The organism is Sphingobacterium ginsenosidimutans (assembly GCF_039536865.1).
In the GTDB taxonomy this organism is placed as follows: domain Bacteria; phylum Bacteroidota; class Bacteroidia; order Sphingobacteriales; family Sphingobacteriaceae; genus Sphingobacterium; species Sphingobacterium detergens.
Window position 1 is genome coordinate 1,207,102 of record NZ_BAAAZK010000007.1, and the last position, 15,092, is coordinate 1,222,193.

10 protein-coding genes are annotated in these 15,092 nt (G+C 47.2%); 4 read left to right on the forward strand and 6 right to left on the reverse strand.

What is annotated here, in order from left to right; genetic code table 11:
* The first annotated feature begins 6 nt into the window (after positions 1 to 6).
* Positions 7 to 798, forward strand: a complete 792-nt coding sequence (locus ABFX33_RS17460; RefSeq protein WP_346087080.1) for a hypothetical protein — start codon at positions 7 to 9, stop codon at positions 796 to 798.
* Between the two features lie 167 nt (positions 799 to 965).
* On the opposite strand, the gene ABFX33_RS17465 is transcribed toward ABFX33_RS17460, so the two are convergent.
* Positions 966 to 3,749 carry a family 78 glycoside hydrolase catalytic domain gene (locus ABFX33_RS17465; RefSeq protein WP_346087082.1) on the reverse strand — a complete coding sequence of 928 codons (2,784 nt, stop codon included), beginning with the start codon at positions 3,747 to 3,749 and terminating at the stop codon, positions 966 to 968.
* A 159-nt stretch (positions 3,750 to 3,908) separates the two neighbouring features.
* On the opposite strand from ABFX33_RS17465, the gene ABFX33_RS17470 reads away from it, so the two are divergent.
* Both ABFX33_RS17470 and ABFX33_RS17475 read left to right on the forward strand, forming a co-directional pair.
* Positions 3,909 to 4,733 (forward strand): helix-turn-helix domain-containing protein, encoded by an 825-nt coding sequence (locus ABFX33_RS17470; protein WP_346087084.1) that lies wholly within the window; start codon positions 3,909 to 3,911, stop codon positions 4,731 to 4,733.
* Positions 4,734 to 4,808: 75 nt separating this feature from the next.
* Positions 4,809 to 6,101 (forward strand): serine hydrolase domain-containing protein, encoded by a 1,293-nt coding sequence (locus ABFX33_RS17475; protein ID WP_346087086.1) that lies wholly within the window; start codon positions 4,809 to 4,811, stop codon positions 6,099 to 6,101.
* A 106-nt stretch (positions 6,102 to 6,207) separates the two neighbouring features.
* Here the strand turns inward: ABFX33_RS17475 and ABFX33_RS17480 are convergent, their stop codons facing one another.
* The 5 genes from ABFX33_RS17480 to ABFX33_RS17500 all read right to left on the reverse strand — a co-directional run bounded on the left by ABFX33_RS17480 (position 6,208) and on the right by ABFX33_RS17500 (position 14,186).
* Positions 6,208 to 7,314 carry a glycoside hydrolase family 88/105 protein gene (locus ABFX33_RS17480; protein ID WP_346087088.1) on the reverse strand — a complete coding sequence of 369 codons (1,107 nt, stop codon included), beginning with the start codon at positions 7,312 to 7,314 and terminating at the stop codon, positions 6,208 to 6,210.
* A gap of 91 nt (positions 7,315 to 7,405) precedes the next feature.
* Positions 7,406 to 9,424 carry a RagB/SusD family nutrient uptake outer membrane protein gene (locus ABFX33_RS17485; protein WP_346087090.1) on the reverse strand — a complete coding sequence of 673 codons (2,019 nt, stop codon included), beginning with the start codon at positions 9,422 to 9,424 and terminating at the stop codon, positions 7,406 to 7,408.
* Positions 9,425 to 9,443: 19 nt separating this feature from the next.
* Entirely contained in the window at positions 9,444 to 12,800 is a 3,357-nt protein-coding gene (locus tag ABFX33_RS17490; RefSeq protein ID WP_346087092.1) for a SusC/RagA family TonB-linked outer membrane protein, read from the reverse strand.
* 494 nt (positions 12,801 to 13,294) lie between these two features.
* Positions 13,295 to 13,753 (reverse strand): DinB family protein, encoded by a 459-nt coding sequence (locus ABFX33_RS17495; protein WP_257091235.1) that lies wholly within the window; start codon positions 13,751 to 13,753, stop codon positions 13,295 to 13,297.
* A 31-nt stretch (positions 13,754 to 13,784) separates the two neighbouring features.
* A complete protein-coding gene (locus ABFX33_RS17500; RefSeq protein ID WP_346087095.1) occupies positions 13,785 to 14,186 on the reverse strand; it encodes a winged helix-turn-helix transcriptional regulator in 402 nt (133 codons plus the stop codon).
* Positions 14,187 to 14,293: 107 nt separating this feature from the next.
* Here ABFX33_RS17500 and ABFX33_RS17505 point away from each other — a divergent pair, with 107 nt between their 5' ends.
* A complete protein-coding gene (locus tag ABFX33_RS17505; protein ID WP_346087097.1) occupies positions 14,294 to 15,085 on the forward strand; it encodes an alpha/beta hydrolase in 792 nt (263 codons plus the stop codon).
* The last annotated feature ends 7 nt before the right edge of the window (positions 15,086 to 15,092 follow it).

Consider the following 15,092-nt stretch of genomic DNA (forward strand, 5'->3'; position numbering starts at 1 on the left):
ATACAGATGAAAAATTTGTTGACAAAGACATTTTTCCCATGCATTGCGCTGCTGCTGATCGGCATTCCATTTTTTTTCAGCGCCTGCAACAAGGATGCTCCTGAGGTCGAACGCGCGATGCATATTCTGATCAATGGCTATAATGGCGGAGAGCATCCTTTGGTCGTAGCGATTGATACCACCGTATTTGATCATAAGGATGGTAAATTTATCATCCAGCCTCAGAGCAATATTCATTTTACAACTGCTTATAGCTACAAAACAGCAAAGAAAAGACTGGTGACGTTAACTGACACCGTGACAAAGAAAGTGGTCTACAGTGCCGAATTGCCTGAAAACACCATCAGAGTAAATTTCAACTACCTCTATTTTGATGGAAAGGTACAGGCGGTGGTTCCACCCGCTGCTGACCCCAATGTCAATAAATTGGGCTTTTACATTTATGATAAAAGCGTTGACTTCCCGATTGATATTTCTTTACAGAAGATCAATGCAACTTCGGGCGATGTCCGTAAGGAGTACATTGCAAAAAATGTGCTTCCCGGAACATGGGTCTATATCGATTATCTGCCACTCAAGGATTTTGACAAAACCGCCGATCTGAGGAGTGCTACGGTTCATTTCACAAAGGCCAATACAGAGGAATGGGCTTTTGAAGGTGATGAAACAAAAAGTAAGCTCGGTGCTGAGGGATTCTTTTTCCCAAAATTGAACGATAAGGGAAAAATTCAGCCCTATTTTATTGCACCCAAGGTGCCTAATCAAATATTCAGCCGGCTTTTCTTCTATTTGGATTAACCGGATTCAGAGCTAATCATTGGCGATCAGATAAACCTCCAGATTTATCTGATCGTCATTGTTAGCAGTAATCGTCAAACGCGACTTTCTCGTCCCTCCTTTTCCAGCAGTGGCTCGGTACCGTCATCGCCCTTTGCACCACAACCAAACTACTATTATATACTACCTTAAAAATGGTATACACCAGGCTGCAATTCAAAGACCAAGTAATTCTCCTCTGTCGCTAACCGACGGATCCTTTTTTCATCTGGCAGCAGCTGTATAAGATCTTCCTTTGGAACCTTTAGGGTGGCTATCGTATTGGGCGGCACCGCAGTCTCCAGCTGCAGCCTGCCCGCCTCCCTTTGCCAGTGGATCTTGATCAAACCACTCGGCGCCCTAAAGGCTGTCTTCACCCAGCTGATAGGCACATCCTGGCTTCTCGGCACCTGTATGACAAAGGAGCGGTACCCGGGGCTCAAGGATTTTATCCCCGCAAGCCCATCGATATACCATGCGCCAGGATATAAAAATGAACTATGGAGGAGCGAGTGTCCCGGAAGATCTTTTTCCCACATCTCCCAAATCGTTGTGGCTCCGTTGGCCTTCATATAGCCCCAGCTGGGATAAGTTTCCTGCTTCAACATGCTATACAGCAGATCATGACGACCGACAGACCGCAAGTACTTGAAAAGTAATGCTCCGCCCGTGATCCCCGCATGGATATGCCCCTGATGCTTGACCAGGATATCCTCTGTCAACTGTTCAAGAATCTTTGCCCTGTCCTCCACTTTAGCAACTTCGGACAACAGCGCTAGCGCCTGATTGGCCATGGAGCCATCAGCATACAGCTGCGTTTTCGAATTGTAAAATAAGCTGTTAATGGCATCCGTTGCCAAATCCGCCTGTTTTTCCCATTCGTCTGCCTGCTCCTTTTCGCCGATCGCCAAAGCAATCCGAACAGCTGTCCGCAGGTTGTATACCCTGTACAGATTATTGAAACAAATGTTTTCGGCTTTGTTGTTATTCATCCCCTCTGAAGTGGCATTCGGCCACAGCCAATCTCCCAAAAAGTCCCAGGTACCACCATAAGGTTGAAGGATATGATCATGAACATGGGTATTGATGTACGCGATCCAGGTCTTGATCAGATTGAAATTGTTTTTTAATATGTTCAGATCACCATAGTGCTGATAATGGCTCCAGGGGAGCATAACGACAATTCCGCCCCAGGCCGGACCACCACCACCCCAATACGTCGGGGCAGTATGCGGCAGTATACCATTATTGAATATACGGCCACTTGTTTCATTCTTTCGGGCCCAGGATGGATCGTTCATATCGCCCACCATAGACTCTGTGCCCTGCACATCACGCCAGTCCTGCATCCATTTTTCATAGAATGCCGCCATATTGAAGTTGGCCATCCCTGTTTCTGAGGTGGCATGCGCATCGCCACCATAGCCCATACGCTCCCGTTGTGGACAATCGACGATCATTCCCCCCAGGGAAAGATTGCTGTAAGTCCATAAGATACGGTCGTAGATCCAATTCTGTAAACTATCTGAACAGCTAAATTCCGTCACTGGCGCAAATCCCGTACGAATAGCCCAGCCTTTTATCGCGCTCAGTTCCGGCTTTTCCTTTGCCCCCCGGATTGTAATCCATCGGCCAGAACTGTAGTTGAATCTGTTTCTGAATGTACCCTGCCCTGTCGGTCCGATGATATAGGCACTCCGATTTTTAAAGGTCATCTCCTCCTGTGCCCGTTCGGAATAGTGGAAATCAATCCGCTTACCTGGACTGCCTTTTACGTCAATCTCGGTCCAGCCCGCAAAATTGACGCCCATATCAACCCGATAATCACCATTTGGCAGGGATGCTATACCTATTGGGTGGATTTCTTGAAAGAGGACATTGTCTTCGACAGCCTGGGCGGATAACGCAAGCTTAGGCTGAAATTCCTTTGCATGCTGCCACGATTTATCCGAAAAATCCGGCAAATTCCAATGGGGAATATCTTTATTCGCGTCGAACAATTCACCGCCAAAATTATTCGGCGACCAATTGCCCAGGAGCTTATTAGGGCTGGGATGCGTTTTCCAGCTTTTGTCCGTTGTGATCAGGGCGAGCTGTTTTCCACGGGTATCGTACAGTGCGCCCTGTGCGCGAAGCAGCGGGCTTCGGGGTTTGTCCGCTGTTGCATAAGGCGCATAGATGGACCAGCCGGTACCAAGCCAAAATGCGATTGTATTCTGTCCCCGGTGCAGATAAGCAGCGATGTCATAGCTGACATAACGGGCCCGCTTGCTATGATCGGTCACTGCGGGCGTTAAAATCGGGTTCCCGATTTTTTTCCCATTGACATAGAGTTCGTGAAATCCGATCGAGGCAACATAGATCCTAGCATCAGCCACGGTCTCCTTCAATGTGATCGTTTTCCTGAACCAGGGATCATCCAGATTACAGTCTTTCATCTTCGGGTCATAGGTATCCCCCGTTCCTATCCAGCTGGATGTCCAGTCCTTTTCGTCGAATAGCGCGCTGGTCCATTTTGCAATCGGACTATACGCTGATATTCTCCCCTGTTCATCCTGAACAGCGACACACCAAAAATAGACCCGGTCCGAAGTCAGTGGCTTACCTTGATACAGGATATGTTGCGTCTCGGATGATTGAATCCAACCGGAATCCCAGCACTCCCCTTTTTTGCGAACTAATGCCGCAGAATCTGTAGCGACGAGAATTCGGTAAGCGCGCTGTCGTTGGCCATAAGCACCGCAATTGGTCGCCTGCGGCAGCCAACCTAACCGAGGTTGCCTTTGATCTACGCCTAAAGGGTTTGTCCGGTATTCGCAGGTCAGCTGAGCGGGAACAATGGATGCGCCGGATTTTTCAGCAGCCCGCATTACCTGACCATAGAAAAAACATAAAAAAATGCTATAAAATACTTTCTGTATGTGCATGTTCATTCTCTTGTTCTTTTCAATGACTGATTTAACTGATTACTAAGCCAATGATCCCTCCATGACTACAGGATCCCCTGGAGATACATTTTTCCCGAAATTTTTCATACAGCACTGATTGGACTTTGTTAAATTTACGCAACTAATTGATTTAAAAAAAAACCGATGATCCTAAAAGTCTATCAGCCTGAGAGCCCAGTATTGAAGCGCTACATCGAATGCTTCTATATCCTGGAGAAGACCGCAGCCGAGAAGCCCCTTACCTATTTTACTTTTCCCAGTATCTACAGCATCGTCACCATCAGCGCAGAGACCAGCACCTTCGTCAGCCCTGACAAAATCATCACAACATATTGTCCCACTGCCCCCATAGAAACCAACCTGGTCTGCGACTTTAATCAACCCGTCCTGATCAGCTACGACGGAAAAATAAATGAAATCACCACCTACTTCAAACCGCTGGGGCTAAGTGCTTTTATCGTGCACGACCTGCAGCATTACAACAGTGGAACGTTTCCCGATTTTAATCCCCACGCCGATTATAAAGGGGCCATGACTGCCATTCTCGCTATCGCAGATCATCAGGAGCGAATCAGGGCCCTGGAAGCCTATTGGATCTCAAAACTCCGCCCTTTTGAAGATCCGTTGCTGGAAAATGTGCTCCGCGAAATGCTCCACACCAACAACCTCAATCAGTCCATGACGACATTGTCGCGTAAAATCGGGCGATCAAGGACAACGATCAATAAGCATTTTGATCAGCATATTTGTAAAAGCCCATCCCAATTCAAAAAAATAGTCCGCTTCCGGGCAGCTATTCAAAACCAGCTGGATGACAAAAACAACATAGGCCGATCCTATCATGTTGATTATTTTGATCAGTCGCATATGATCCGGGATTTTAAAAAATTAACAGGCTTTACACCCAAAGTGTTCTTTTCCAAAATAGCAGCCCTGGAGCGGAATGAAATCAAGTGGATTTTTATTTAAGAGGTTTACAAAAATACAATGACCGCGTTTGTTTTTATGGTAACATTGCTGCATAATTAATCGATGCAACAGTCCATGAAGTTTATTCTATTCATTATCCTCTGTCCGGCGCTGGTTTTTGGACAGCAGAGCACATCGGCAAAACTCGCCCGTTATATGCAGGCACAGGTTGCTATACATCAATTTAGCGGAACCGTCCTTGTGCAAAAAAAAGGTACTGTTTTACTCAAAAAGGCCTATGGTCAGGCCGATTATGAGTGGCATATTCCCAATACGGTAGACACTAAATTTCAGCTGGCATCGGTCACCAAACAATTTACCGCGACTGCGATCCTGCAATTGGTCGATCGCGGCCAATTATCCCTTGATGATAAACTCAGCCGTTTTTTTCCAGATTATCCAAAGGCCGACAGTGTCAGCATCCATCAGCTACTGTCCCATTCCTCTGGGCTGGCCATGGGTTTCAAAGAAATCGCGCTATCAAGTATCAGCAGTGATTCGGCCTATGCAGCCATCAAAAAGATTCCTTATGAATTTTCACCCGGCAGCCAAAGTGCATACAGCAACATCGGTTATTACCTGCTGGCAAAGATCATTGAAAAAGTTTCAGGTGAACCTTATGCCGTTTTTTTAAAGAAAAATATACTTGAAAAAGCAGGCATGAACAATACGGGTGTTAGCAATAATGATTCGATTGTGTCCAAAAAGGCCAAGGTCTATTACCGCGATGCGCATGGCTTTATTCATAATCCTTATATCAACTGGCAGATCAATGTGGGCCATGACGGTGTTTACTCGACCGTCGAAGATTTAGCGCGATGGGACAGCCTGCTTTATGGAACCACTATTTTATCGGCCGAGATGAAGAAAAAAATGTTCACACCCCACAACGCTGAAAACTGGGGCTATGGCTTTATCATCAACCCCTTTTATAACCATGGACATCAACTGATTGCGCACGACGGTGGTTTTTTCGGTACCATGAGTTCTTTTAACCGATTTACCGATGACAAACTTTTTGTCACGGTGCTTTCCAACAATGAATCACTCGCTCATATGATCGCTTATGGGCTTTCGGCTATTGTATTTGGAAAAGAAGTCGAACTCCCGTACCGGCATCATCGTGCTCCGGTGGACTCCACCTTGTATAAGCACTATGTGGGCCAGTACGGTCAGGTTCAGATCATCCATAGGGATGGCAAACTTTATTACAATAATACCGAAACAGAACTTATCCCCGAGTCTGACACAAAATTTTTCAGATCCGACGATAACGACAGGACCATTGAATTTATCCGAGACAAAACAGGTGTCTTCAATTCGATTATTTTAACAAAAGCCGGTGTGAAGGAAATTCTGAGAAAATAGGTTGTTCTGTACAAGATACCCAGTCCCATTTTTCAGCACAGCTAATTTTCCGATTTCTGTAGTTTACCCTATTGTATCGGACGCGACAGTACGGAGACGGCCCTATCTACTCCTTTCCTTCCAGCAGCGCATTGACGCACCACATATAGGCCGCCTGGCCGTGGTAATCGCCGCTGTGGCGGGGACGATCATAATAATACTGTTTATCATTCTTTTTGTTAGTGCCCACGCAGATCTCCGACACCGCGCCCTGATCGTCCACATAGTTAGCCAGCGCCAGCCAGGCACGACGGGCCACAGGACCATACTGTTTTGCACCGAGCCAACCCTGTTTTACTCCCGAAATGATTGCATAGGCAAACATAGCCGACCCCGATGTTTCGGCCCAGCAGTCAGCCTCATCGATCAGCTGATTCCACATCCCACTTTTGCGCTGCTGCTGTTTCAGACTCTTCATCATCCTACGGTAGCCCTTCAATATACGGGGCCGGTCCGCATGATCCTCTGGGAGCATATGCAGCAACTCGGTCATGCCTGCTGCCATCCATCCGTTACCACGGCCCCAGTAATAAGGCACATCTGGCGCATGATAAAACAACCCATTGGGGCGCTGTAATTTATCCAGATAAAGCACCATTTCTTTGGCTGCGCGATCGAGATATTTCGATTCGCCGGTCGCTTTAAACGCGGCAGTTTGTACGATGGTAATCATATACATATCGTCAATCCAGAGTCGGGTCTGCCAGGAGTACCCTTTTTGTGCCCAGTCCTTCTCGGCCTGACTGACATTGTCCGGCAATTCCCATTGCGTATCGGCATAGGGCAAGCCAAGGTCCAGGTAGCTTTTATCTTTGGTCAGCTGATAAAGCCGCAAAGGAAGACTCCCGAACATATTTAAGTCGACGTGATTTTTAATGGGCAGCAGCTGCGGCTCGCTTGCCGTTAATTTGGAGAAGCGGCCTTTCATGGCCTGCATCAACTCCACATCACCGGTTAAGTGTGCATAGTTAATGGCACCCGTCCAATAAAACGTCTCCGGATAACTGATCCATTTCCCTGCGTGCAACATATGCTTGCCTGCAATGAAACGACGTGCAATGCGGTATCCCACTTCCTTGGGGTCCGCAGCAGCCGGAAAATTTACCAGATCGGCCTGTGCCATTAGAAAGTGAACAGGAAGCACCCATAAAAACAGAAAGATTTTCTTTATCATACCAAATCATTTTACGTTTTAAATTACTGTGTTAAAAAAAATCCTGAACCGATCTTCAAGAGAGCGGATCGGTTCAGGAGCATCGACAGGTCTAGTCTGCTGTTGCTTCATCCGCAACGGCATCCTCCCATTTATCCCATACCGGAGTAGCGGGGTTATAACCGTCGTAGCCATAATTTTGCTTTAACTGGCCTTTAATGTTGGAGGTAATCGCCACATTTGGAATCGGCCAGTACATATTCTTTTTGTCCATGGTATACTTGATATCACTTAGACCAGTTGCATTGACATGAATGATGCCTTTGTTATATAAGCTATAATGCACGATACGCTGGTACCAGTAGCTTCCACCGATCGCATCGGTACCACTCTGTTTGTCGAAATTGTCCAGATTGTATACATTTCCCCATTCATCAGGTTTACCACTGCGTGCCAGGCAGAGCGATACCCTTTTGAGCTCCACATTGCGCCATTCCTCCCAGTAGAGTTCGCGGGCCCTTTCGTTCATGATATCCCCAATGTTCACGGTCCCCTGATACAGTTCGGTACATTTTGCGCGCTGGCGCACGGCGTTTAGGTCGTCTTTGATCGTTCCATCGGTCGGGTTGATATAATATTTGGCTTCGGCGCGCAAGAGGTAAGCCTCGGCCAGGCGATACAGGTACCAGTCGGCAACACTGCCATTGGTAGCCCCCCGTGAACCGTCCGAACCGCTGATATTGGCCTCACTAACGGGATCATCCAGGAAAAATTTATAGTGTGGCACATCGTACCAGCGGCGGATGGAGTCGCTACAAAGGAGCTTACCCGTTTCGGGATCTTTCAGCGTGACAGGTTTTCCAAAATCCTTTGAAGCTTTATTGTTTACCTTGTAATCTTCCATGCGCACCCAGTTTCCCACTTTGGCGCTATGGCGCAGATCGCCTTCATCTTGCTTACCGTTTACAGCCCATACCCCCTTCGATTGGAAAGATGTTGGCCGGAAAGTCGCGATACCGCGACCAAAAGCGCGCATATAGTCATATTTTGCATTATAATCCCCACTGTTGCGTTTGATGTTCAACAAGGCCTGTTTACCATCCGTTGTCTGTATACGGGTGTCAAACACAAAGGGATATAAGATCCGCATGGTCAGCATTTTCACAAAAGACTCCGCATCGGCACCCCGGTTGGGCATCCCCATGATCACCTCGCGGTTGGCCGGAATCAATTTGTTTTCAGGACGGTGCATATCCCAGATGACGTTACGCGTGATGGGCCAGGTCTGCGCCTCACCCCCATCATTGAAGGTTCCGAAACTTTCGGTCATCAACGCATAACCCGATTGATCGATCAGCATATCGGTCTGTTCCTTGGCTTTCTGATACGCTCCCAGGGCCAGGTAACATTTGGCCAGCAACATCCGGCAGGCACCTTTGTTGATCATGCCGATCAGGTTCATATTTTTCTGGTCGGGCACCCATTGTACGGCAAATTCCAGGTCTTTGGTAATCATCTGCAGAATGGCGTCACGTTTGGTGCTCCGGTAATTTTGTTTGGGTACATCGATAATGGTCGTGACCAAAGGGACATCGCCGTATTCAAAGACCAAGGCCATATACCGGAATGCACGGTGAAAATATGCCCGTCCCTTATAGGCATTTTTATCCTGTTCGCTCAAGGTCTGCACCTGATCCACATATTTGATAATGGTATTGGCATAACTGATGCCTTTATAAGTTTCCTCCCACAGGTACCACATACTATTGGAGCGGTCGAGGTTCTGTAGGCTGGAGTTGTCGCTTGTCGGGGTGAGCATATTGGCCACATCCGCCATCATGCTGCGTTTGTCGGTATTGCTGGCCACCATCAGTTCGGAGAAGATATACTCCGTACCGAGGGTCAACATCTCATTATGATCTGTGGCCCAATAGCCCTTGAGGTGGCGGTCACAGATAGCCATGGCCGACAGCAAGCCAGACTCGGTATTAAAGGTTTCATTGGGCAAATAGATAGACAGCGGGTCAGGCTGCAGAAATTCCTTCGAACAGCTACTTATGGTCAGCGCAGCAGCAAGTAGGATGACGATCCCCCTGTTACGGGATCTGGATTTATGTATTGTCAAGTTCATAGCGATCAAATTAATCAGGTTATAAAGATAAATTCACACCGAAGGTAAAGACCCGCGAAGCCCATCCGTTCGGGTTATTACTGGGATGGAACGTCTCCGGATCACCATACTCCCATTCTTTGGTCCAGGTGGCCACATTGCGGACAGTGCCATACAGCTTCACCCGGTTCAAGTGATATTTGGATGTAAATGCCGTTGGCAGCGTATAGCCTACGGAAATATTGTCGAGGCGGATGAATGAACGGTCATAAAGCCGCTGTGCTCCCTCGGCCCCGATGGGTCCTTTGGCCTCAATACGGCCATAGCGATCTGTGGGATTATCAGGGGTCCAGTATTCTTTCGCTGGCAGGTTGGCCAGTCCATAAGCCATCCGTCCGCCATCATCATCGTTGTTCAGGTAATTGCCCGACAGGCTTTTGTGCCCCATATACGAATAGATATTAAACGAAAAGCTAAGGTCTTTCCATAAAGTCAGCTCATTACGCATCGACCAGCGGAAACGCGGATCGGTCTGTCCCAAAAAGACCTTGTCGTTATTGTTGTACACCGGTTTTGTACCGTTGGCATTGACCGCATCATCTGCCATATACACATTGGCTACTTTGGGGTCGCCGGGTGCTTGCCCATATTTGGCTGCGTCGGCAGCTTCATTGGCCTGCCATATGCCCGTCACACGATAGTCCCATATCGTGCCGATGGGCTGACCGATAAACCAGCCATTCGAAATCTCGTCCATTTCCTTGCTGCCGACCACGTTTCCATTGGCATCCAGCACGTCTTCGTAGTTCTTATACAGATGCACAATCTGGTTCTTATTGTACGAGAAACTGAAGGTGCTGGACCATTGCAGCTGCTCCTTTTGGAGGTTTACCGTATTTAAGGTCAGTTCAATCCCCTTGTTGTCCACTTGCCCCAAGTTGGTGGTGATGCGGCTAAATCCTGTAAAATTGGGCAGCTTCTGTTCCATGATCATATCGTGGGTCTGCATCAGGTAGTACTCCAGCGTACCCGAAATCCGGTTCTTCAAGAAGCCGAAGTCGAGGCCAAAATTCCATGCGGTGGTCTTTTCCCATTGCAGATTGGGATTGGCCAGGCGGTCTACCATCAGGTACCGATACTGGAGGAGTTCACCGGCCGAGTTGAGGTAACCATGCATTTTGCCGTTGCCTGAATACAGGTTGGCAAGTGCCAGGTTGGGATCAGCAAGCTGTCGATTACCATTTTTACCGTAGGAAACACGCAATTTTCCATAATCCATCACATCGGTCCATTTGAAGAATTTCTCTTTGGTAAAGTTCCAGGCCAGGGCCAAGGAAGGAAAGGTCGCATACGGATTGGAGGTCCCAAAGGCCGAGTAGCCATCCCGCCGGATGGAAGCCGTAAGCATATAGCGGTCGTCGTAAGAATAGAATAAACGGGCCAGTAAGGCATCTGCTGTCTGGTGCGTGTCGTAGCTATTGAAGCTGCTGTTTTCCTTCGAGCCATTTTCGGTATTGTGAAAGCCCAGTGCATCCGAAGGTAAGATATTACGGGCCTCAATGCGGTCTTTCCAGGATTGCTGCTCCTCCGCTTCCTGCACCAAAGTCAGCATCAGGCGATGCTTGTCCGCAAAGGTCTGCTCCCAGCTGATGGTATTGTTGAGCGACCAGTCAAAGCGTTTGGTCTGCTCGCGGTTTGCCCCACGATCGGCGGGGTTAGATCCGGGCAGCTCGGCCGACATAAAATAGCGGTCGTGGAAATACTGCAGCCGCGGCGACGCGTTGAAGGAATAGGTTATGTTAAAAGGCAGTTTAATTTTCGCATTGAAAATGGAATTAAATACCGTATATCCTTTGTCCAGCTCGAGATATTTCTTCTGAAAATCATAGTTATAACCGCGCTGGCTGAACTGCTCGCTGAGTGGATATTGCAGGGGATTGCCGTTGGCATCGGCATAATCGGCGTAAGGGCTGTTGCGCAGTGTCTGATCCATATCGATATCGATGTTTCCATCGGAGCGATCCTGAAAATTCACATTGGCGCCCAATTCCAGCCAGTTGGTTACATGCGCGTTGATTTTCATGTTGGCGCGGACAGCCTTGTATGTATCGCTGACGACCGTACCCTCATTTTTGAGGTACCCCATGGATAGGTAATAGTTGACTCTATCGCTGGCACCACTGACGCTGGCATTATAATCCTGGTTGAACCCCGTACGAAAAGTATGGTCAGCCCAATCTACCGTTTTTCCGTCCAGAAAGTTCTGCAGTGCATTTCCCTGCAGGCCCAATCGGCGGCCCCAGATACTCTGGTCAGATTCACCAGTCTGATTGGTCGACTGCGCGCGCCAGGCATCGAGCGTTAAAGATGCGGGCAATTGGCCGGGATTAAGGTAAAAGCCATAGGGCACGGTGAGGTTTCCGTTGTCGTCACGCGTTTGATAGGCCCCAAAGATCCCCGTCGTCGGATCGATGCCGTAGGTATTCTTGGTATACCAGTCTTCCCGATGCTGCATATACGCTTCCGGACTGAATCTTTTGCGGTATTCGCTCAGTTGGGTAGCACCCGCATTCATGGTCATATTGATGGTCGGCTTCCCCTGTTTGCCCTTTTTGGTGCTGATGATAATGACACCACTAGCAGCCTTGGACCCGTAGATGGCCGCCGCAGAGGCATCTTTTAAGATGTCGATCTGCTCGATATCATCCGGGTTGATTTCAGAAAGCTCACCATAGAAAATCATCCCGTCAAGTACCAGCAGCGGATTATTGTGCCCGCTGTTACTATCGTAAACCGAACGCTTACCACGCACCTCAATGGAGCCACCGCCTTTTGCGGAGGCATCATAACCGATATTCATCCCTGCCGAACCACGGAGGATATCCTGTACGGTTTTGGGGTTTTCATTGGCAATGCGATCCGGATGGATCTGCAATACCGAGCCCGTCAGGTCCTTTTTGCGCATGGTACCATAGCCCACTACGACCACTTCGTCCAGCTCACCGGTAGCGGAAGTCAACTGCACATTGTAGACTTTGGACGGCGTCAGGTCAATTTCCTGGCTCTTGTAGCCCAGCAGCTTGAATACCAGTTTTTTTGTATCCAGGGGTACCGAAATGGCATAGGTACCATCAGCTTTTGACGCGGCACTAATGTTGCTGCCGGGTACATTGACCGTCACTCCGGCCAGCGGCTGGCCATTGCTATCCGATATCTTACCCGTAATTTCGCGGTTTTGTACCTCCAGGCTGACGATGGAGTCCGAGGGCACATTGGCTTTTAAGGCCGTTGCAGGAGCAGCCAGTGAGACTAGACAGAGCAAGCAGGAACAGGGTATCCATTTGCCAGCTCCAAAGCGATAAAAGCGATTTTGTTTTAGCTTACAATTGTTTCTCATAAAGAAATATTCACTTTAAGTGATTTAGAAATTTTATAATTGGCTCCCTCGTATTAAGGGATTTTAACTGTAAAAGTGAAGATTAGCCCTTAGAAAAATAGGACGCAATCGTATCAAAAAAGTGCTATTTTGTCTCAATAACACGATTTTCAATATAAAAAATCAATATGAGTAGGTGGATGGGTACGGAATTGTACCAGAAACTTTCAAAAAGCAGCGCAGACAAAATTTAACTACAACGTTTTCGTAATTTAACTATAACGTTTTCGTAATTTAACTATAACGTTTTCGTATTTTTATTATTACAGAAATATAAAGCGCTAAAGGAGTAATATTTGGGATCAAATAAGACGCTCTTGAAGCAGGCCTTTGGTCAATTGCAACATGTTGAGCCTATCTTTCAGATAAACATTGCTCATCACATTGGAATTAGGGGATAATATACTTGCTTAATGAATTAAAGCAGGATGTACCTTAGTATTCCATGCGTATAGCTACACAATAAACTTTCTGATGCTCATCATATAACCTAGATGCAGCCCTTCATGAAAATTATTCCATTCGAAGGCATCGTATATTGAAGTGAGATGAAACCCCGTGCCGGTTGTCCGTTCCTGATAGGTCACAAACTTTTTGTTGTTAAAATCACGGATGGTCGGTTCAATCTGCTCAAGGAGCAATCTTTTCAGCAAGTCAGCTTCCTGTTGCGATACCGCTGCTGAAGGCCTTGTTCCGGACTGGTAGTTCAAAAAGACTTCCTCGGGAATATGTCCTTCTACCTCAGATCCGATATAAATTAATTTATGTTGTGTGGCAATGACGTGCCCGATATTCCAGATCAGGTTGTTGCTGAAGCCATCAGGAATGCGATTGAGCTGTCCCAATGAATAGTTTTCAAAGAATTTGAGGTAAGCCATTCGGCTCGTTTTCCATGCGCGAAAGAGTGATTCCATGAGATATAAATAGGGTTAACAAGCGTGATCCTTATAGCTTTCCGCTTACCACATTCAGTTGGCAATAGTCATTGCCAGTGATTTTCCATTTTAGCCCCCAGTGGTGTAGGTCAAGGATAATCTTCAGCAGTTCTTTACCTTTTGCTGTTGGGCTATAACGAATCTGAGGAGGTATGGTGTTTTCGATATCTTCGGTAACGACAAGCGCTTCTTCTTTCAGCTCCTTTAAACGTTTGCTCAGTACCTGATCTGAAAGTGTTGGAAACATTCTTTTTAATGTGCTGAATTGCGATACATCTTCTGCAATACAATATAAAATCTGCATTTTCCAACGCAATGATATTTGCAGCAATACTTCGTTCACATCGCATGCCTGTGCCAACGTCTGCAGATTCTCCGTGTTGGTCGATTGTTCTTTTCGGGGTGTTGCCATTCTAAATATCAATTTATAGCTACTCACTTCAGGATGAGTTATTGTGCGGACAAAAGCTTGCCTATACCTTTGTCAGGTATTAAAAAACAGTATAAAATTATAAAAAAATGAAACAACTGAGAACTTTATTTCTGCTTCTCCTGCTATTAGGAAGTATGTTATCCGGTTACGCTCAAAACCAAGATCGTCGTCCGACCTATGTGCTGGTGCATGGCGCTTGGCATGGCGGCTGGTGCTGGCAGGCCGTCGGACAGAGGCTAACTGATGCGCATTACAAAGTCTACGCCCCTACGCTAACCGGACTTGGCGAGCGTAAACATCTGATCGATCCATCGATAGATATCGACACCCATATCCAGGACATTGTCAACCTGATCGAGATGGAAGATTTGCATGATGTGTATCTGGTGGGGCACAGCTATGCCGGTGCCGTGATTGCCGGAGTTGCCGATCGCATTCCGTCACGATTGTACAAATTGATTTTTCTGGACGCTATGATTATTGAAGATGGTCAGAGTCCCATTTCTTTGCAACCCAAGGCTGTGCAAGAAGTTCAGCTCAAAAACATTCAGCGGAAAGAAAATTTTGCTCCTTTTGATGTTACTTTGTTTGGTGTTACAGCACCCAGCATGGTCGCCTGGGTCAAGGATAGGCTCAGTCCACAACCCTTTGGCACATTCGCCCAGCGGCTGCACTTAAAAAATCCATATGGTAATGGATTACTCTTGGTCTATATCGCATGCACGGATCCCCAACTGCCCATCATGAAGGAGATGAGTGAAAAAGTACGCGCCGACCACAAGCTCAACTGGCAGTATCGGGAGATCGCTACGGGGCACGATGCCATGCTCACAGAGCCGAAAAAATTAGCGGATATGTTTATGGAGCTCGTGGATTGAATTTTGG

What these genes read in the sequence shown, in the direction of transcription:
- ABFX33_RS17495 (WP_257091235.1), bottom strand. Translation starts at nt 13,753, where the DNA reads ATGGAATCACTCTTTCGCGCATGGAAAACGAGCCGAATGGCTTACCTC.
- ABFX33_RS17485 (WP_346087090.1), bottom strand. Translation starts at nt 9,424, where the DNA reads ATGAACTTGACAATACATAAATCCAGATCCCGTAACAGGGGGATCGTC.
- ABFX33_RS17490 (WP_346087092.1), bottom strand. Translation starts at nt 12,800, where the DNA reads ATGAGAAACAATTGTAAGCTAAAACAAAATCGCTTTTATCGCTTTGGA.
- ABFX33_RS17460 (WP_346087080.1), top strand. Translation starts at nt 7, where the DNA reads ATGAAAAATTTGTTGACAAAGACATTTTTCCCATGCATTGCGCTGCTG.
- ABFX33_RS17480 (WP_346087088.1), bottom strand. Translation starts at nt 7,314, where the DNA reads ATGATAAAGAAAATCTTTCTGTTTTTATGGGTGCTTCCTGTTCACTTT.
- ABFX33_RS17475 (WP_346087086.1), top strand. Translation starts at nt 4,809, where the DNA reads ATGAAGTTTATTCTATTCATTATCCTCTGTCCGGCGCTGGTTTTTGGA.
- ABFX33_RS17470 (WP_346087084.1), top strand. Translation starts at nt 3,909, where the DNA reads ATGATCCTAAAAGTCTATCAGCCTGAGAGCCCAGTATTGAAGCGCTAC.
- ABFX33_RS17465 (WP_346087082.1), bottom strand. Translation starts at nt 3,749, where the DNA reads ATGAACATGCACATACAGAAAGTATTTTATAGCATTTTTTTATGTTTT.
- ABFX33_RS17500 (WP_346087095.1), bottom strand. Translation starts at nt 14,186, where the DNA reads ATGGCAACACCCCGAAAAGAACAATCGACCAACACGGAGAATCTGCAG.
- ABFX33_RS17505 (WP_346087097.1), top strand. Translation starts at nt 14,294, where the DNA reads ATGAAACAACTGAGAACTTTATTTCTGCTTCTCCTGCTATTAGGAAGT.